The organism is Noviherbaspirillum sp., assembly GCF_035627455.1.
In the GTDB taxonomy this organism is placed as follows: Bacteria; Pseudomonadota; Gammaproteobacteria; order Burkholderiales; family Burkholderiaceae_D; genus Noviherbaspirillum.
The window spans coordinates 1-17,744 of the sequence record NZ_DASPLS010000105.1 but is presented as its reverse complement, the minus strand read 5'-3'; the positions used below and the strand labels follow the sequence as shown (position 1 = coordinate 17,744).

Annotated in this window: 13 protein-coding genes; 9 read left to right on the top strand and 4 right to left on the bottom strand. The window is 63.3% G+C overall.

What is annotated here, in order from left to right; genetic code table 11:
* Window positions 1-36 precede the first annotated feature (36 nt).
* The 9 genes from fcl to VEC01_RS19985 all read left to right on the top strand — a co-directional run bounded on the left by fcl (window position 37) and on the right by VEC01_RS19985 (window position 11,310).
* Window positions 37-1,002 carry a GDP-L-fucose synthase gene (fcl, locus tag VEC01_RS20025; RefSeq protein ID WP_324902684.1) on the top strand — a complete coding sequence of 322 codons (966 nt, stop codon included), beginning with the start codon at window positions 37-39 and terminating at the stop codon, window positions 1,000-1,002.
* A 178-nt stretch (window positions 1,003-1,180) separates the two neighbouring features.
* Window positions 1,181-2,599 carry an O-antigen ligase family protein gene (locus VEC01_RS20020; RefSeq protein ID WP_324902683.1) on the top strand — a complete coding sequence of 473 codons (1,419 nt, stop codon included), beginning with the start codon at window positions 1,181-1,183 and terminating at the stop codon, window positions 2,597-2,599.
* Window positions 2,586-4,079 (top strand): lipopolysaccharide biosynthesis protein, encoded by a 1,494-nt coding sequence (locus VEC01_RS20015; RefSeq protein ID WP_324902682.1) that lies wholly within the window; start codon window positions 2,586-2,588, stop codon window positions 4,077-4,079. The genes VEC01_RS20020 and VEC01_RS20015 overlap by 14 nt, the downstream gene beginning before the upstream one ends.
* A gap of 9 nt (window positions 4,080-4,088) precedes the next feature.
* Window positions 4,089-5,318, top strand: coding sequence for a glycosyltransferase family 4 protein (locus VEC01_RS20010; RefSeq protein ID WP_324902680.1), 1,230 nt, complete (start codon window positions 4,089-4,091; stop codon window positions 5,316-5,318).
* An 11-nt stretch (window positions 5,319-5,329) separates the two neighbouring features.
* The gene (locus tag VEC01_RS20005) at window positions 5,330-6,091 is read left to right on the top strand and encodes a glycosyltransferase family 2 protein (protein ID WP_324902679.1); all 762 of its coding nucleotides are present in this window, start codon (window positions 5,330-5,332) and stop codon (window positions 6,089-6,091) included.
* Window positions 6,088-6,996, top strand: a complete 909-nt coding sequence (locus VEC01_RS20000; protein ID WP_324902678.1) for a glycosyltransferase family A protein — start codon at window positions 6,088-6,090, stop codon at window positions 6,994-6,996. Before VEC01_RS20005 ends, VEC01_RS20000 begins: the two co-directional genes overlap by 4 nt.
* A gap of 360 nt (window positions 6,997-7,356) precedes the next feature.
* Window positions 7,357-8,526, top strand: coding sequence for a glycosyltransferase (locus tag VEC01_RS19995; protein ID WP_324902677.1), 1,170 nt, complete (start codon window positions 7,357-7,359; stop codon window positions 8,524-8,526).
* Window positions 8,516-9,283, top strand: coding sequence for a WecB/TagA/CpsF family glycosyltransferase (locus tag VEC01_RS19990; RefSeq protein ID WP_324902676.1), 768 nt, complete (start codon window positions 8,516-8,518; stop codon window positions 9,281-9,283). The genes VEC01_RS19995 and VEC01_RS19990 overlap by 11 nt, the downstream gene beginning before the upstream one ends.
* A complete protein-coding gene (locus tag VEC01_RS19985) occupies window positions 9,280-11,310 on the top strand; it encodes an acyltransferase family protein (protein ID WP_324902675.1) in 2,031 nt (676 codons plus the stop codon). The genes VEC01_RS19990 and VEC01_RS19985 overlap by 4 nt, the downstream gene beginning before the upstream one ends.
* A gap of 58 nt (window positions 11,311-11,368) precedes the next feature.
* Here VEC01_RS19985 and VEC01_RS19980 read toward each other — a convergent pair whose 3' ends face one another.
* From VEC01_RS19980 to VEC01_RS19965, 4 genes are all read right to left on the bottom strand, one after another.
* Complete coding sequence (locus VEC01_RS19980) at window positions 11,369-14,386, bottom strand: RHS repeat-associated core domain-containing protein (RefSeq protein ID WP_324902674.1); 3,018 nt, start codon at window positions 14,384-14,386, stop codon at window positions 11,369-11,371.
* A gap of 394 nt (window positions 14,387-14,780) precedes the next feature.
* Window positions 14,781-15,575, bottom strand: coding sequence for a polysaccharide deacetylase family protein (locus VEC01_RS19975; protein ID WP_324902673.1), 795 nt, complete (start codon window positions 15,573-15,575; stop codon window positions 14,781-14,783).
* A 61-nt stretch (window positions 15,576-15,636) separates the two neighbouring features.
* Entirely contained in the window at window positions 15,637-16,761 is a 1,125-nt protein-coding gene (locus VEC01_RS19970) for a glycosyltransferase family 4 protein (protein ID WP_324902672.1), read from the bottom strand.
* Window positions 16,762-17,104: 343 nt separating this feature from the next.
* Window positions 17,105-17,744, bottom strand: a 640-nt coding sequence (locus VEC01_RS19965; protein WP_324902671.1) for a glycoside hydrolase family 16 protein, incomplete at its 5' end; no start/stop codon positions are given.

Below are 17,744 nucleotides of genomic sequence, written 5' to 3'. Positions count from 1 at the left end.
CCCCGGCGCCGCAGATCCCATCGAAAGAGGACGTACATGAAAACCAATCTGAACAAACGTATCTATGTCGCCGGCCATCGCGGCCTGGTCGGCTCCGCGATCGTGCGCGCGCTGCGCAAGCGCGACTACAACAATATCGTCACGCGAACCCATGCGGAACTGGAGCTGACCGACCAGCAGCAGGTGCGCGCCTTCTTCGCATCGGAACAGATCGACGAGGTCTATCTCGCCGCGGCACGTGTCGGCGGCATTCATGCCAACAATACCTACCCGGCGGAATTCATCTACGACAACCTGCAGGTGCAGTCGAACGTGATCCATGAAGCCTGGCGCGCCGGCGTGAAGAAGCTGCTGTTTCTCGGTTCCTCCTGCATTTATCCGCGCCTGGCGGAACAGCCGATCAGGGAAGAGTACCTGATGAACGGTACGCTGGAGCCGACCAACGAACCTTACGCGATCGCCAAGATCGCCGGCATCAAGATGTGCGAAAGCTACAACCGCCAGTACGGCACCGATTTCCGCAGCGTCATGCCAACCAACCTGTACGGGCCAGGCGACAACTATCACCCGGAAAACAGCCACGTGATCCCGGCGCTGATCCGCCGCTTCCATGAAGCCAAGCTCTCCGGCGCGAGCAAGGTGGTGATCTGGGGCACCGGCACGCCGCGCCGCGAATTCCTCTACGTCGACGACATGGCCGACGCCTGCGTGCATGTGATGGACCTGGACCGGTCCATCTATGAAAAGCATACGACACCAATGTTGTCCCATATCAATGTGGGCACAGGCGAGGACGTCACAATACGTGAGGTTGCCGAAATCATAAGGAAAGTAGTTGGTTTTACCGGCGCCATCGAATTTGACACGAGCAAGCCCGACGGCACGCCGCGCAAGCTGATGAACACAGCCAAGCTGACCTCGCTCGGCTGGCGTCCCGGCATGCGGCTCGGCGAAGGCATCAAGGAAACCTATGAATGTTTTAAAGCGGAGTACCAATCCTGATTTACCGCATGGCCCGGCTTGACCCGGCACGCGGCAGACCTGGGTTGGCCGGCACGGCCAGCCCTGTGTCTGCCATCCTCCCGGCCTGACGCCCCGCCCGGGCGACGCCGGCCGGCGCACCGCGCACTGCGATTCTCCGGCCCAACACCGGAACCTGCTTTTTTCATCGAGCATAGCCATGACACCTGCACTGAGCCCCGCCGAGGTCACCATTAATGTGGTTGGAGCCCTGTTCGCGATTCCCATCGTTTTCGGCATCTTCATCAAGGCCCCCAAACTGGTCGTCTTCGGTTTCATCGGCATCCTGTTCTGCTTTTCCGACTCCACCTGGGGCCAGCTGGAAACCGACGCCAACATCTACTCCCGCGGCGTCGGCATGTTCTATTTCTCGCTGCTCAACCTGATCCTGATGGTGGCGGGCGTGGCCGCGCTGCTCAAGCGGCTTGCCAACCCGCAAGGCCCGCAGCTGGCGCCGCCGATGGCAAAGTACCTCGCCGCCTTCGTGTTCCTGCTGCTCGGGCATGTCGTCGTCGGCCTGATGCAGGGCATCGAGCTCGACGTGATCCTCGGCTACTCCGGCATCTTCAACGTGCTCAACATGATGGTGTTCATGTATCTCGTCATCATGGCATTCGAGAGCGAGAAGGATACGCAACGCCTGCTGCTGATGATCATCGCGCTGGCCACGCTGCGCGCGATCTTCGGCGCCGTCCGGTTTTTCCTGTTCGACGGCGACACCGCGAACCCCTACCGGAACTTTGAGGGCCTGGACATCAAGATCTTCTATTTCGACATCAACGACAACTTCGTCGCCAGCCTTGGCGCATTCTGCGCGGCCTGGCTTTTGACGACACCCGGCGTGAAGCTGGGCTGGTTCAAGCGCGGCCTGCTGATTGCGTTCCTGGTACTGGAGGTCGCCGCGGTGGCCCTGTCTTTCCGCCGCACCTCGCTGATCGGCCTCGGGCTGATGTTCCTGTTCCTGTTCCTGCGCCTGCCCGGCACCCGCAAGTTCATGTTCTCGATTGTTGCCGCGGGTTTGCTGGCGGCCGTCGCCTCGGTGTTCTATGAGCATCGCCTGCAGTTCGCGAGCGAAGACGACATGCTGTCGTCGCTGATTTACGACATTGCGCCGAGCCGAGGCATCAAGGACGGACGCTTCTACGAGCTGTATGCGGCAGCGCAGAGCATGGACGGCAACTGGCTGTTCGGACGCGGCACCTGGGGCACGTTCAGCGGCGACCGCGAGCGGCTCTCCTACCACGGCGACGACTTCAGCTTCGTGCACAGCGGCTTCGGCCATGTGCTGCTCAAGACCGGCATCGTCGGCCTGCTGCTGTTCTGCGGCTTGCTTGCCGCCTATGTCGGGTTCTACATGCGGCACCGGAATTCCCTGGCCGGCTACGCGCGCCTGCTTGGCGACGCCGGCTTCGCCGGCTTCCTGTTCTGGGTGCCGACGCTGCTGGTGGGCACGCCCATCATCGAATTCCGCACCATGATGATGCTTGGCCTGGTGCTGGCCATGCCGTTCATCGCCGTAGGCATCCGCAACTACCAGGTGCGGGCGTACCAGTACGATCCACGCTATGCTGTTGCGTAACTCGCTCTGGAACCTGACCGGTGCCGCCATCCCGATGGTGGTCGCGCTGGCGACCGTGCCGCTGCTGATCGGCGCACTCGGCGTCGAAGGGTTCGGCATCGTGACCATGGTCACTTCGGTGATCGGCTATTTCGGCGTACTGGACATCAACCTCAGTGCGGGCGCGATCAAATACCTGGCCGAACACCATGCGGCCAACGACCGCCGCCGGTTCGCCGAAACCTTCTGGTTCGGCGCGATGTTTTACGGCATGCTCGGGCTCCTCGGCGCGCTGGCGGTGTACCTCGGCGCGGACATGCTGGTCGAGCGTTTCTTCGAGGTTTCCGCGTCCATGCGCGAATCCACCGTGACCGCCTTCCAGCTCGGCGCGCTCGGCTTCGCGCTGACCCAGGCGCAGAATTATCTGATGGTCGTGCCGCAGGCGCTGCAGCGCTACGACCGATCGGCGCAAAGCGAAGCCTTCTTCGGCATCCTGGTCAACCTCGCCTCGGTCGCCGCCGCGCTGGCCGGCACCGGCGTGGTCGGCGTGATTGTCGCGCGCCTGTGCGTATCCGCCTCCAACGTGCTCTACCTCGCCTGGATGGTGCACGGCTTCGATATCGACCTTGCGCCGCGCTGGCCCGGCAAGGACGTGCGTGGCGCGCTGACCTCCTTCAGCGCCTATGCCTACCTGAGCAAGATTGCCTCGACGCTGCACCAGCATGCGGACAAGCTGATCGTCGGCGCCATCGCCGGGCCGGTCGCGCTGACCTTCTATACCGTACCGGTCACCCTGGCCGGGCGTATCCTCGGACTCACCTACCGCCTGTCGAGCGTGATCTACCCGCGCGCGTCGGCGCTGGCCGGCGCCGGCCGCATCCGCGAGCTGCAGCCCGTATACCTCGGCGTGACGCGTTATGTCACCTACATCAACCTTGCGGCGCTCGGCGTGATCGTGCTTGCCGGCGACGAATTCCTGCGGCGCTGGGTCGGCCAGGAGTTCGTGCAGCAAGGCTATCCGGTACTGGTGCTGATGACGCTCGCCTTGCTGGCGGATTCCCTGACCAATGTTCCCTCGCTCGTCAACGATGCGCTCGGCCATCCGCGCATTACCGGCCGCTTTGCGCTCGCCAACGGGCTTGGCGGCGTGGCGATGGTATACCTCGGCACCATCAACGGCGGCATCGTCGGCGCCGCATCCGGACACCTGCTGTCGTCGCTGGTGCTGGGCGTCAGCTTCCTCCTGTTCGTGCACGGGCGCACCGTTCCGATCGCTTTCGGCGAAACGCTGCGCAACGGTTTCGGCCGCAGCCTGGCCGTCGGCCTGCTGATCATCTGCGTGCTGGTCCCGGTGAAATGGCTGTTGCCGGACAGCCTGTTCGGCACGGTCGCAGTGGTCAGCGCGGCGCTGCTGTCGCTCGCGCTTGCCGGGCTGTATTTCATCATCGGCGTGGACGAGCGGGCGGCGATGCTTGCGATGGCGCGCCGGCTGCGTTCATAGGACGGCGAGATGCGCATCCTGATCGTCAGCGAAGACATTCCCTTCCCCAACATGGGCGGCTTGGCCAAGCATGCGCTCAATCTGGCGCGCGCGCTGGTGCGCGCCGGCCACCAGGTCGACCTGCTCGGCTGCGACGAGCATCCGATCGAGGTATGCGGGGAGGAAGGCAAGTTCGGCGGCCGTTTCTTCGGCGAACTGAACGGACAGCACGCCGGCTGGAAAGAGATCAGCTTCGGCGTGTTCATGCCGCCCAAGCGGCCCTCGATCGCCCGCCATTTCGCCAGGATCATCATGCGCCGCGCGCGCGACTACGACGTCGTCCACTATCACGGCCACATTCCGAACGTGGCCCGCTATCTGCCGCCGGACCTGAACTTCGTGCAGACCCGGCATGACCAGGGCGGCGACTGCTTCCGCCATACGCGCTTTCGCGACGGCGCCATTTGCGATACCACCGATCCGACCGAATGCGCCAGGTGCATCACCCCGCATCCGAACGTGCTGCAGCGTGCGATTTCGAAGGCCGCCGTGGTCCGCTTCCGCAGGGAGGTTGCCGAAAGCTTCCAGGCGCACAAGACAGTGTTCGTATCCGATATGCTGGCCCGCAACTTCGCTCGCGTCGCCGGCCCGGGGCCATGGGGGACGACGGTTCACAATTTCGTCAACCGCAGCGCGCTGGAAGACATCCGCCGTGCGGCCGCGTTGCTGCCGGCGCGCGAAGGATTCCACGTCTTCATCGCCGGCAAGCTGTATCCGGCCAAGGGCATCGAGCAATTCCTGCGTGCGCTCGCGCCGCGCCTGCCCGAGCAGATGCACGTGACGATTGCGGGCGACGGCCCGGACGAACAGCGACTGCGCGCAGAGTTCGGCAACGGCCGCATCGAATTCCTTGGCTGGTGCGATGCCGACAAGACGCTCAGCCTGGCGGCTTCGGCGAACGCAGTGGTCGTCCCCTCTGTCTGGGAGGAGCCCTGCGCCACCACGGTGCTGGAGGGCCTGTTCCTCGGCAAGCCGACCTTCGCGCTGCGTCGCGGCGGCACGCCGGAGCTGTCCATCTACGCGGCCGATCCGGGCCAGCTGCGCCTGCACGACAACATGCAGGCGCTCGTCACCGACCTCATCACCTTCGATCCGGCCACCACTTTCGGCTACGCCGCCGAAGGCCTGGGGTGCGCGGATCGCGCCGCGCAGCAGCTGCTTGAAATCTACCGGCTTCCTGCACGGCCGTCCTTCCGTTGAAAGGCTCTCCCATGGCGCTCACGATCTCCGTCATTACCTGCACCTGGAACAGCGCGGCCTACCTGCACGAATCGGTTGCGTCCGTCCTCGCCCAGGACCACCCGGACATCGAATACATTTTCGTCGACGGCGGCTCGTCGGACGGCACGCTGGAGCAGATCCGGGCGCTGCAGCGCCCCTACCGCCTGCTCGAGAACGTGCGCGGCGGCGTCAGCCGCGCAATGAACGAGGGCTTGCATGCGGCGACCGGGGACGTCGTCGCCTACCTGCACTCGGACGACTACTATCTGCATCCGCAGGTGCTGTCGACCGTCGCCCGCCTGCTGGAGTCGAGCGGCCGCGGCTGGCTGTTCGGCCGCACCAAGGCGCTCATCGACGGCAAGCTGTATGCGGACAATTACGTGGCGCCGCGCTTCAGCTACCGGAATCTCTTGCGCGGCAACTTCATACCGCACCCGGCCACCTTCGTCCGGCGCGAGCTGATGCTGCGCGCGGGCGGATTTGATACCGCGCTCAAGTATGCAATGGACTATGACTTGTGGCTGAAGCTGGCGAAGATGGGCGAACCGGTGCAGCTGGACGAGCCGCTCGCAGCATTCCGCGAACATGAGGGCAGCCTGTCGAGTTCGTCGCGCACCCGGCTGGCTGCAATGGCGGAGGATTTCCGCGTACGCCTGTCCTATGCCGGCAACAACCCGCTCGAACGGCTGGCGCACTACGCGCGGTATTTCGTGCGGCGCCGCCGCGTCCTGCAGGCAAAGGGGCATGCATGAGATCACCGGACATCTCCCTGGTGCTCGCCACGGTCGGCCGTACCGACGAGCTGGGACGCCTGTTCGATTCCCTGGTGGCGCAAACCTTTGTCAACTTCGAAGTGGTGGTGGTCGACCAGAATGACGACGACCGACTGCTGCCGCACCTGGAACGGGCACGCTATCTCGGCATCCGCATCCGGCACCTGCGGCAGTCGCCGCCCAACCTGGCGACCGCCCGCAATGCCGGCATCGAAGCGGCGCGCGGCAAGTGGATCGGTTTCCCGGACGACGACTGCTGGTATGCGCCGCGCCTGCTCGAGCGCGTCGCCGCCCGCTTCTCGCGCAGCGACCGACCGAGCGGCGTGGTGGTGCGCTGGGTGGAACAGAATGAACAGCCGGACATTCCGGCCGAACTGTCCTGGGAAAGATCGCGCGCCTTCCGTGACATCGCGGTCAGCTCGATCACCCTGTTCTGCCACCGCAGCCTGTTCAAGCGCATCGGGGGCTTCGATAACCGGCTCGGTGTCGGCCAATGGTTTGGCGCCGGCGAGGAAACCGACCTGGCGATGCGCGCGTTGCGCGCCGGAGCGCGCATCGCCTATGAACCGCTGGGCGAAGTGCACCATGCGGTCACACACGAAAAGCCTTGCGCCGACGCGCGCACGAAAGCCGCGTTGCGTCACCGCGCGCGCGGCACAGGCGCGCTCTATGCCAAGCATGGCCTGCCCGTGTGGGTGATCCTGCGCGGCCTGGCGGCGCCCGTATTGCGGCCCCTGCTGGGCGGATCGCTGGGCAGCGGGCTCTTGCTCGGCTACGCAACGACCCGCGGCCGGCTCGACGGCTACCTCGAATGGCGCCGCCGTTACCGGGATGCGCCGCAACATCCGCATACAGCGCACTCGGTAGAGGAAGTGCAGCAATAGCGTTCCTCCCAAAGCTCCCGGCAGGGCATCTCCGTGCATAAACAATTGTTACAAAAGAACAGGCACGAATGTCCCGACCTTTGATTTAGCGCGGAATGCAGTGACTTGCAGCATTCACAATGTCAGCAGACCTCGCGCGCCGCGCCGGTGGAACAGGGAGCGCGGGCCGAAACACGACGATCTTCAGCATGAAGATGAAAGCACTGACAAGCAACACGACGCGAATGATACCGGCACGGTACGGCGGGGAACGCCGGCATGCGCGACGCCGGCAGGCTCAGGCCGGCGCGCGGGAAGTGGGGGTAAGCCGATGCCATCCTTGAAAATTTCTTACCGGTCGCGCCCGCGCGCTTGCCAGCCATGAAAATCCTCGTTGCACACAACCTGTATCAGCAGCGCGGCGGCGAAGACGTGGTCGTCGATGCGGAAGTCGCGCTGCTGCGCGGCAGCGGCCATGATGTCGAACTGTACCACCTGCATAACGACGCGCTGAACCACATGTCGCGGGCGCGCGCGGCGGCATCCGCGATCTGGTCGCCGTCGTCGGCGAGCGATGTCGAAGCGCTGTGCGAGCGCTTCCGCCCCGACGTCATCCATGTCCACAACACCTTCCCGCTGATCTCGCCGTCGCTGTACTGGGCCGCCGCTCGGCTGGGCGTGCCGGTGGTGCAAACGCTGCATAACTTCCGGCTGCTCTGCCCGCAGGCGATTTTCCTGCGCGACGGAAAGATCTGCGAAGACTGCATCGGCAAGGTGCCATGGCGTTCCGTCACGCGCAAGTGCTACCGCGATTCCGCCGTGCAGTCGGCGGTCATCACCACCATGCTGACCACCCACCGCGCGCTGGGCACCTACCGCGACCGCGTCACGCGCTATATCGCGCTCAACAAGTTTGCGCGGAACAAGTACATCGAGGGCGGTCTGCCGGCGGAGCGCTTCCGCATCAAGCCGAACTTCGTGCCGTCCTACGGCATGCCGTCGTGGGAAGGCCGGGCCGGCGGCTTGTACGTCGGCCGCCTGTCATCGGAAAAGGGCCTGGACGTGCTGGGCGCCGCAGTGCGGTTGTACCGCGACGCGCAGGTGGACGTGATCGGCGGCGGCCCGCTGGAGCAGACGGCAAGGACCGCGTTCGGCGAGCGCAGCCTGGGATACCGCCCTTTCCCCGAAATCCTGCAGCGCATGGGGCGCGCGCGTTACCTGGTGCTGCCCAGCATCTGCTACGAGAACTCGCCGCGCACCATCGTCGAAGCGTTCTCCTGCGGGCTGCCGGTGATCGCCAGCCGCCTGGGCGCGCTCGCCGACATCGTGAAGGATGGCGTCACCGGACTGCTGTTCAACCCGGGCGACGCTGCCGACCTCTCGCAAAAGCTGGCGTGGGCCGATGCGCATCCGGAACAGTTGCTGCGCATGGGACAGGCCGCGCGCGCCGAATACGAAGCCGAATACACGCCGGAACACAATTATGAAATGCTGATGGACATTTATGAAGACGCAATCACAACCGTACAAAGAGAGCGCCATGCCGCGTAAGGGCGAGGCGGTGCTCGAAGCTTTCATCGACGCCGTAAGCTGGGAGGAGGCGCTCGCACGCATTACCCAATGGGGCGCGGCGCGCGAGTCGCGCTACGTCTGCATCTGCAATGTGCACTCGGTGGTGACCACCACAAACGACGTGGAATTCAAGATCGCCGTCAATAACGCCGACATGGCCACGCCGGACGGCGCCCCGATCGCATGGGCGTTGCGCAGGCTCGGCCATCCTTCCCAGGAGCGCATCAACGGGCCGGACCTGATGCTGAAATACCTTGCGGAAGCCGAACGTCTCGACCAGTCGGTGTTTTTTTATGGAAGCACCGACAGCACGCTGGCACGCCTGCATGCCGCGCTCAGCGCGCGCTTCCCCGGGTTGCGCATCGTCGGCAGCTATTCGCCGCCGTTCCGGCCGCTCACGCGCGACGAGGATGAGGCGATCATCCGCACGATCAACGACTCCGGCGCCAACGTGGTGTTTGTCGGCCTCGGCTGCCCGAAGCAGGAAAAGTGGATGGCCGATCACCGCGGCCGGGTCAACGCGGTGATGGTCGGCGTCGGCGCGGCCTTCGACTACCATGCGGGCGTCGTCAAGCGCGCGCCGCTCTGGTGGCAGCAGAATGGCCTCGAATGGCTGTACCGGCTGGGTTCCGAGCCGCGCCGTCTGTTCAAGCGCTACATGGTAACGAACACGCTGTTCGTCGTCGGATTCATGAGGCAACTCCTGACGACAAAACTGTCCCTGCGTGAAGCATGAACACAACAAGAATCGTCGGCGCCGGCGGGGCCGGGGCGATGTCCGGCAAGGACGCTGCGTCTTCGGCCGCCCTCGCCTACCGGCCTGACATCGACGGCCTGCGCGCGGTCGCGGTGCTGGCGGTGATCGCGTTTCACGCCGGCGCGGCGCTGCTTCCCGGCGGGTTTGCCGGGGTCGACGTGTTCTTCGTGATATCCGGCTACCTGATCACCGGCCTGATCGCCGGCGCCATCGAGAACGGCGGCTTCCGTTTCACCGACTTTTACACGCGCCGCATCAAGCGCCTCTTGCCGGCGTACATCGTGGTCGCGCTGGTCACGCTGATCGCGTCGTCCTGGCTGCTGATCCCGAATGACTACATCTTCTACACGACCTCGCTCGCCGCATCCTGGGCCTTCGTGTCGAACGTGTTCTTTTCCATGCTCAGCTGGGGCTATTTCGGCCAGCGCACCGAGGAATTTCCGCTGCTGCACACCTGGTCGCTATCGGTCGAGGAGCAGTTCTATTTCCTGTTTCCGGTCCTGCTGCTTGTGCTGTACCGTTATTTCCGGCGACACAAAGTGGCCGTCCTGGCGCTGATCGCGGCCGCGCTGTTGGTGCTGTCCCAGCTTCGCATCGGCGAGATCAAGTCCTACTTCCTGCTCACGTCGCGCGCGCACGAGCTGCTCATCGGCGCCCTCGCCTTCTTCCTCGCGCGCCGCTTCCCGCCGAAGGGGACCGTTCTGCCGGCGCTGCTGGCGGCGGCAGGCATGGCGCTGATACTCGGGTCCTTTGTGCTGCTCAACAGGAATACGCCATTCCCCGGCTTCAATTCGCTCTATCCCTGCATCGGCGCCGCGCTGGTGATCTATGCCTGCCGCGCCGCGAACCCCGTTTCCGCGGTACTTGCCAGCAAGCCGCTGGTCGGGGTAGGCCTGATTTCGTATTCGCTTTACCTCTGGCACTGGCCGATCTTCGTCTTCCTGCGCTATCGGCAAGTCGAACTGACGCCCTTGGTGGCCGGCGCGGCGATCGCGCTGGCCTTTGTGCTTGCCTGTCTGACCTGGCGCTTTGTCGAGCAACCGGTGCGCCAGATGAAGTCCATCGATTTCAAGCAAGCCTTCCTCGGCCTGTATGCGACCCCGGCGGCGGCATTCATCGCGGTCGGCCTGTATTCCTACACGACGGAAGGCGCACCGGAGCGCTTCTCGCCCGATGTACGGGAACTGATCTCCAGTTATTCGTACGAGCGCGACCTGACGCGATCATGCTCGATCCGCGCGGAGGACTACAAGCGGATCGACCTCGATTACCTGCAGCGGCATTGCGCCTTCGGCGACGTGTCCAGGCCAAAAGCCGAGGTGCTCCTGATGGGCGATTCGCATGCGCACCATTTCAAGCCCTTCGTCGACCAGCTTGCCCGGCGCGCCGGCATGAAGGCGGTCTACCACGTGCAAGGCACCTGCTTCCCCACCGCCCTGCTGGAAACCGACCGCCATCCTGAGCAAGGGAGGAACACCTGCCAGCGCCGCAACGCGGACCTGCTGCAGCTCGCCGGCCATTTCCGCTATGTGGTGCTGGCCGGCTTCTGGGCTTCCGAGCCGGAACGCGACCTGGAAAGGGAAATGCGCCATGTGGTCTACCTCATCGTGAAGGCAGGCGCGGTACCGGTGATCTTCAAGGACAATCCCCACCACGAGCCGGACCTGTCACGCTGCGTGCTGTTCCGCAAGCGCGGCTGGGTGGACGAGACGCGCGACTGCCGGATTCCGTATGCGCAAGTGGCGCAGGCGCAGGGCCGGTACGACGGGATCATCGACAGGGTGCAACAGGATTACCCGATGGCGATGGTGATCGATCCCAAGCGCATCATGTGCGACCGGAGCGATTGCGCGACGCATGCGTCCAACATCGCGTTCTACAAGGATTCCAACCACATCAACACCCGGGCCTCGCAGCTGCTCGGCGAATGGTATGCGGCGCGGGTGGGGAATCCGCTGGCGGGAACACAAAGCGGCACCGTGCAGACCGCGTCATTTGACAGATGATCGCGCTGCCTGTGGCGTAATGGCATTGCCACCCGAGAGCCGATTTTTCGTGCGCTCACTACAGGATGGAACAGGGAAAAACCCAGCCCGCATCTTGCCACGAGATATCGTGTGCCCGCTCTTGTTTTTCGATGTTCCGTTCTGATTCTCCGCGCCTCGCCTGCCCGGCAATCAAGGGGGGGAAATGGAAGTTATGACGAAGAGCGGCAGCATTTTTCGGGAGGAGAACAAAACACGTTGTATTGTCGTCAAGCTCGAAAGCTGCAACACGTGAGTAGCGCCACATCGGCCCGAGTAATTGCTGAGGATCGGGCTCGTTCAGGATTACCGGCAGAGGAACAATCCCCAACGTGATGTGTCCCTCGCCGGCGAGGCGCCGTAAAAGGTCAAAATCGTCAGGATCATGCTCAAAACGGGGAAGCCCCGCAGGCATTGGAAATAAGTGGAGCGCACCGACTACCGACAAGGCACTTTGGTTTTCCAATTGGCATTTGGTTGCTGTTTCCGAAATACTGTCTCCCATGAAACGTATCGATGTCCGCCATGCATGGTAGGTCGCAGCATCTTGTGCCAATGCGGCGAAATTATGATTCCGCAGCCTGGGAGTGCCAACATACTCCATGATCAGATCTCCAAAGGTCGAGGAACTGTGTACCGACCTCTGAACCTGCAGAAACCGCCCAAGCGGCTCTGCAGACTGCAAGGTGAAGTCTTTAAAGGATGCGTGCTGCGAGACGCAGTTACCGAAGTAGGTCCGGTCGAGTTCTTCTGCCGCGATACGCTCCCTCGGTGAAATCCACTCCTCCAAATTCACGGTCAGGCCAGGCCGCAAACACCCGGCATTTCTCAGCGACGAAATGGCAGCGCGGGTCACGTCCCTCAACCCGTGATTTTCCGCAAGCACCCACTGAACCGACGCGCGATCGAGCCCGTACTGTGAGCGGAATTGGCGGAATTCCTCTCTGTCGCCAACCTCCACATCGATCTTGTAGTTGTGCCTGCTTCGGTACGTCCGCGTCTCTTTTGTCAGTCCCAGTCTGTCCCGGAAAGTCACCGGGTTTCCATCGACCATACGATACAGGTTCAATCCACTGCCGCGAAGACCCGCCGGGTCCGGATTGATCCATCGAAAATTGGCCGGGTCGTATGAGCGAAACCCGTAGTACGACAAACCACTGCCGTCCTTTTCCTCTCCCGAGTATTGGCGCACCTTCTGGGCGAGGTTAGCATCCCCCTTTGCCCCGGCGGCGGCGCTGAAGGCCGTGGCGCCATAGGGATAGAATGACTGGTAGCTGCAGACGGTGCCCTCACCATCCAGCTCGAGCTGGCAAGAGTCGAGATGGTCCCCGAGGCTGTACCACACCTGTGTCACGCTGGCGCCTCCCGGCTCCAGCACGCCAGCCTGGACGCGTACCTGCTGAGCATGGCCGAGCAATAGCCGCAGCTCGCTGTAGCCGGCCAGCTGCTTCGCATTGCCCACCGTCTCGCCGTCGTAGACAATGCCTGCATCATCGGCCTGCTCGTAGCTTGCGCGCTGCTCCACGCCGCCGAAATAGGCGACCGTGTCGAGCCGGATGAGCACTCCCTGCGCGTTGCGAGTTTCAACGACCTTGCGGCTGCGCGCGCCGCCGCCCGCGCCGTGCACGCTGTATTCGATCACCGTGGCGTTGCTGTTGTCCGGGGCCGGGTAATGTATGCAGGTCGCCTGGTTGCGGTAATCCCAGTTGAGGCCAACCAGAGATGCATTTTTCAGCGTGTTGCCGGCAGAATCAAACAAACCCTGGTCGGAAAAGAAGGATTCGTCGATGTAGGTTCCATTTCCGCTGCCGCCCAGGCTTTCGTAGTAACGGGCGGAGATGCACCGATTGGATCCGCCGGAAACCTTCATCGCGGTGCTGCGGCTGGCACTCAGGCTGCCGTTGCTGAAATGGGCGAGCGCGGTGATGTTCCCGCCGTCGTCGTACTCGTAGTACTGCCGGTAAGGCAGCAGCTGCGCGCCAGCGTCGGATCCCACTGCTGTCGCTGCCGCGCCATAGCCGGGTGTCGATTCGGTCGGGCTGGCCGCGGCGCTCTCCATGCCACTGGCGTTCAGCATGCGGTTCAGCGCGTCGTAGCGGTAATCGACCAGCGCCATCCTGCCCTCTCCGAACACGATGGCCGGGTAGGCATCCTGCAGTGCGAGCACGTTGCCATTCGGGTCGAAGGCGTAGCGGATGTCCTGGCGTCGCCCGGCATCGCTGCCGCCATCTATCCATTGCGTGCCGGATGCGGGCAAGGATGCAACAAACGCCGCCGAGCTGCTGGCATAGCGCTGCACGACGCGGTAGCTCCTGGCGTCATATCGGAATAGCGTGGCGAACAGGCCGGCGGCATCACCGCCGCTACCCCCCTTGACCACCGACAGCAGTTGCGCCTTGGCGTTACAAGTGAAGGCAGACAGGTAAACGACGCCGTCCGCGCTCAACCGGTTTGGGAGGCCGCTCTGCAGGTAGCTGGTACACAGGACATTGCCCTGCAGGTTGACCGCTTCCAGGCTTCGCCCCAGCGCGTCATGGCGCTGTACCGTCCCGCTATAGCCTTGCTGCTGCAGGCCGGCGTCATCCGGTTTGCTGCCGGTCAGCGGGGGAATCGATTCGGCTGGCATGCCGTTCACTGTGCCCTGGTAATTTCGGGTGAGATACCGTATTGCGGCACAGGACTGCCCGAGCAGGGACACACCTTGCACCGCGGTCCAGCCGTCCTGGGCGAAGCCTTCCATCGCCCGGCCACGCAGATTGCGCGCCTGTGCCTCTGCAAGAGCAAGGCTTTCTCCGTAGCCGGCACGCGCTGCCACCATGCTTTCGTCCGTACCGCGCAGCACCACGCCGATGGCGAGCACACGGTGCATCGGGTCATAGGATGGTGTGATCACGAAGTCGCGCGGACTCTGATCGAACCAGGCCCGGGCCAGGGCATCAGGCAGACCGGACGCGGCACCCGCATCCACCTGAAACCAGCCGAGGCTACCGCCGGTTGCTGCATGAAAAAAGGTAGCTGTCGCCTGCAGCGACATCCCGGCCGCGCCCGGCGCTTTCATGGCAGCCGCCGGAAGGCAACCGGACTATGCACTGCAGCCGGTGGAATTTCAGCAGTCGCTCTTCTCATCGCCGCTCGCGCCCTGGGCAAAATGGCCATGGTATCCGGGGCAGGAACCCTCGCGAATACTGCAGTTGCAGTATTTTCCACGGCTCGTCCTGCCGTTCGACATCACCTTGGCCGACGGTGTCGAACTTCCCGTTGGCGCTGCAAACTATCGGCGGCAGGCCGAACATGTTGCGGCTTCGCCGATAGAGAAACCAGTTCCAGCTGGCCTGATGCGGCGAGAGGCTATTACCGAACCGGTACCATGTCGGAATACTCGAGTGGCGCACCCGAGAAGGTGTGATCGCACGCCCGGATGAGCGACGCCGGCGGCAACCGGCGTCGAGTGGTCAGGATGCGGGAGCGGAACCCTTCAGCGCCTCACCCACGCGCAAGCCATTCCCTAGCAAGGTCCGCGCGGCCAGCTGCTCGTTGCTCAGCCGATCCACCACGGCGATCTTCGAAGCAACATGACGGAAGAACGCATCGATGTCATGCCACGCATTGAGCTCCTCGATCTGCTTGGAATGCCACCACAGGTGGAAGGTACGGTCGTTTCGGCAGGCGTGGTCGAACATCGCATACAGCCGCTCGATCCAGTTGTCGTGCCCGACCGCGAGGCACAGGCCGTCGATGCGCTTGTGCCACTTCCCGGAGCCGGCGAAGTTGCGCAGATAGACCGCCCGGTCATGCGGGTAGAACTGCAGCGTGGTCGGCATTTCGAAGGGCGTGTTTCCACTGTCAAAGCAGAGGTTCATCGTGGTGCGCGCATACGAGAACCCGCACGCACGCACCAGTTCGACGTCGCGCCGGGTATAGCGCCCCCCGGGGTAGCAGAAGCCGTTGACCGGGACGCCGAGCAGGTCTTCGAGTTGCTTCTTGCCGTCGGCGATCTGGTGGTAGGCCTGCCAGATGTCGACCTTCTTCAGGTAGCGGTGATCGTAGGTGTGCGACCCGATCTCGAAACGGCTGCCGAGTTCGCGGATCTGCGCATCGGACATGACGGCATCGCCTTCGCAATTCCGGATCGGGATGAAGAATGTTCCGTTCAGGCCGTGCTTGTGCAACAGCTCGGCAGTCTTCATGTCGGCCGGGTGACCGTCATCGATTGAGCACGTAAATACGGGGCCCGTCTTTCGCTCCACTCTGATTCCCTCTATCCGGTTGGTTGGCGGCGACCGGCTCCCATGCGGGCGCCGGTTCGCGTCATGCGGCTTCGCTGATCTTTCCGTGTTCTCCGGACGCGAGCGCGCAGCGACAGGCGTCCACCACCCCCTGGGCGGCATTGTCGAAGGTGTACTTCTTCACGATCGCGACGCTGCGCCGCGAAAAGTTTTCCCACATCTCCTGCCGGCTCAGCAGCGCCGCCGCGTGTTCCGCCCACAGGTCGGCCTCGAGGGTGCAGACAAATCCGTTCTCGCCGTTGATGACGAGTTCGCCGGCAACGCCTGCATGCGGCGAGACGATGACCGGCAAGCCTGCCGCACACGCTTCGTTGGTCACGACGCCCCACACGTCGGCATGGGTCGGGAACAGGAAGATGCGCGCGGAGCGGTAGAGCCCGGGCAGCTCCTTCTGCATCGCGAATCCATGGAAGTGCGCATCGACCGTATCGGCCATCCTGGCCGCCGCTTCGCGTACCCGCGCCTCATCGTCGCCGGAGCCGGCAAACAGGATGCGTACCTTGCGATTGAGCCGCCGGGCGGTGGCGCGCGCGACTTCGAGCGCGAACATCGGCCCTTTTTCCGGCACGATGCGGCTGCAGAAGATGAAGTCGAAGCGCGGACTGTCGCTGTCCGGCGTGCGCTGGTAGGCTTCGTTGTCGATGCAAAGATACGACTTGAAGCAGCGTTCCGGCGCCACGCCGTAACTCTCGAACAGGTGCTGGCCGCCCATGCTGGCCGACAGGAAAGCAGCCGAGCGGGAATAGACGATACGGCGCACCATCCTGTGCGCCCGGGTCAGCCGGCTCTCCGACTGCAGCGTGCCGTCGGTCAGCGGTACGTGGGGAATGCCGCGCATCCACGCATACCCGAACGCATAGAGCTGGGTCGGATTCAATCCGTCGTTGACGATCACATCAGGCGCAAACCGGCGCAGTGCCAGCACGACGTCCGGATTGTTATGGATGTAGCGCCCCTTTACCGTCGACACGCGTTCTCGCAGGAAGCAGTGGTCGAACTCGAACGGCGGAAGGTCCCAGTGCCGGTTCGGTTCGCGCCGCGTGCAAAAAATGACCTGGAGTGTAATTCCTGGCATGCGGCCGACGCGATTGAATACCGGGATGCGATAAGGCGGCGGCTCATTGGTGACGATCGCGAGTCGTGTCATGGACTAATCTTATTGTCTGCAGTCGAGCGAAAGATGACGAAAATCATAAAAGACCCGGAATCGGGCAAAGCGGCCCGGGTACGTCCTGCGCAGTGTGCAAACGGCGTGCCCGCAAAAAACGTAAGTGACGCCGCGGGAAAATGCTTCGATGAAATGCCGTCCAGTGTAACGAAGGAGATAATTGACGCTGATGACGCACGTCATAGTTCGCGTCGCCCGGTGCTGCGCTAAAACGTTTCGCCAATAAAAAAAGGCCGGCTGCAAAGCCGGCCTGAACAAGCTTCCGGCATCGCCGGAAGCACTCGCACATTTTCAATAGGGTTGCGTGCCCGATGCCTTTCGCTTATTTGAACTTCCAGGCGCGGATGTAGTTGATCTCGAAGGAGTTCGACTTGCCCTGCGGCGTCGAATTGTCGGGTGTACCCGACGCGCTGCCGTACCACAGGTCCAGCATCAGGTACATCGGATCGCTGAAGGTGGTGTTCAGCACCAGCACTTCCTTGCCGTCGAAGTAGTAGGTCTGCTTGTTCGGCTCCCACTTCACCGCATACTTGTGGAAGCCGGCCGACAGATCCTTCCCGGTGTCGTACTGGCGCGTGCCGACCAGCTCGTTCGGCCCCTTCCACACCGTCGGCGCATACGCCTGCGGGTGCGCGATGCCGTTGCTGTCGTTGAAGCCCCACGGCGCAGCGCCGCCGGCATACGCTTCCATCACGTCCATTTCCGGACGGCGCTCGCCGATGTGGTTGAACAGCCAGAATGCCGGCCAGGTGCCCTTGCCCACCGGGAGCTTGGCTTCGATCTCGAAGTAGCCGTAGGTCTGGTAATACTTGCCGTCGGTATCGATGGTGCGGTTGAAGAACTTGCCGCTGGCATCGCGCTGCGGCCAGATCTTCAGCTTGCCGTCTTCCACCGTGTAGTTCTTGGTCGGGTTCGAGCTTTCATACCAGATGTGGTCGTTCCACACGCTGGTGTTGAAGCCG

What these genes read in the sequence shown, in the direction of transcription:
- VEC01_RS19970 (WP_324902672.1), bottom strand. Translation starts at nt 16,761, where the DNA reads ATGACACGACTCGCGATCGTCACCAATGAGCCGCCGCCTTATCGCATC.
- VEC01_RS20015 (WP_324902682.1), top strand. Translation starts at nt 2,586, where the DNA reads ATGCTGTTGCGTAACTCGCTCTGGAACCTGACCGGTGCCGCCATCCCG.
- VEC01_RS20010 (WP_324902680.1), top strand. Translation starts at nt 4,089, where the DNA reads ATGCGCATCCTGATCGTCAGCGAAGACATTCCCTTCCCCAACATGGGC.
- fcl (WP_324902684.1), top strand. Translation starts at nt 37, where the DNA reads ATGAAAACCAATCTGAACAAACGTATCTATGTCGCCGGCCATCGCGGC.
- VEC01_RS19980 (WP_324902674.1), bottom strand. Translation starts at nt 14,386, where the DNA reads ATGAAAGCGCCGGGCGCGGCCGGGATGTCGCTGCAGGCGACAGCTACC.
- VEC01_RS19985 (WP_324902675.1), top strand. Translation starts at nt 9,280, where the DNA reads ATGAACACAACAAGAATCGTCGGCGCCGGCGGGGCCGGGGCGATGTCC.
- VEC01_RS20020 (WP_324902683.1), top strand. Translation starts at nt 1,181, where the DNA reads ATGACACCTGCACTGAGCCCCGCCGAGGTCACCATTAATGTGGTTGGA.
- VEC01_RS20000 (WP_324902678.1), top strand. Translation starts at nt 6,088, where the DNA reads ATGAGATCACCGGACATCTCCCTGGTGCTCGCCACGGTCGGCCGTACC.
- VEC01_RS19995 (WP_324902677.1), top strand. Translation starts at nt 7,357, where the DNA reads ATGAAAATCCTCGTTGCACACAACCTGTATCAGCAGCGCGGCGGCGAA.
- VEC01_RS20005 (WP_324902679.1), top strand. Translation starts at nt 5,330, where the DNA reads ATGGCGCTCACGATCTCCGTCATTACCTGCACCTGGAACAGCGCGGCC.
- VEC01_RS19990 (WP_324902676.1), top strand. Translation starts at nt 8,516, where the DNA reads ATGCCGCGTAAGGGCGAGGCGGTGCTCGAAGCTTTCATCGACGCCGTA.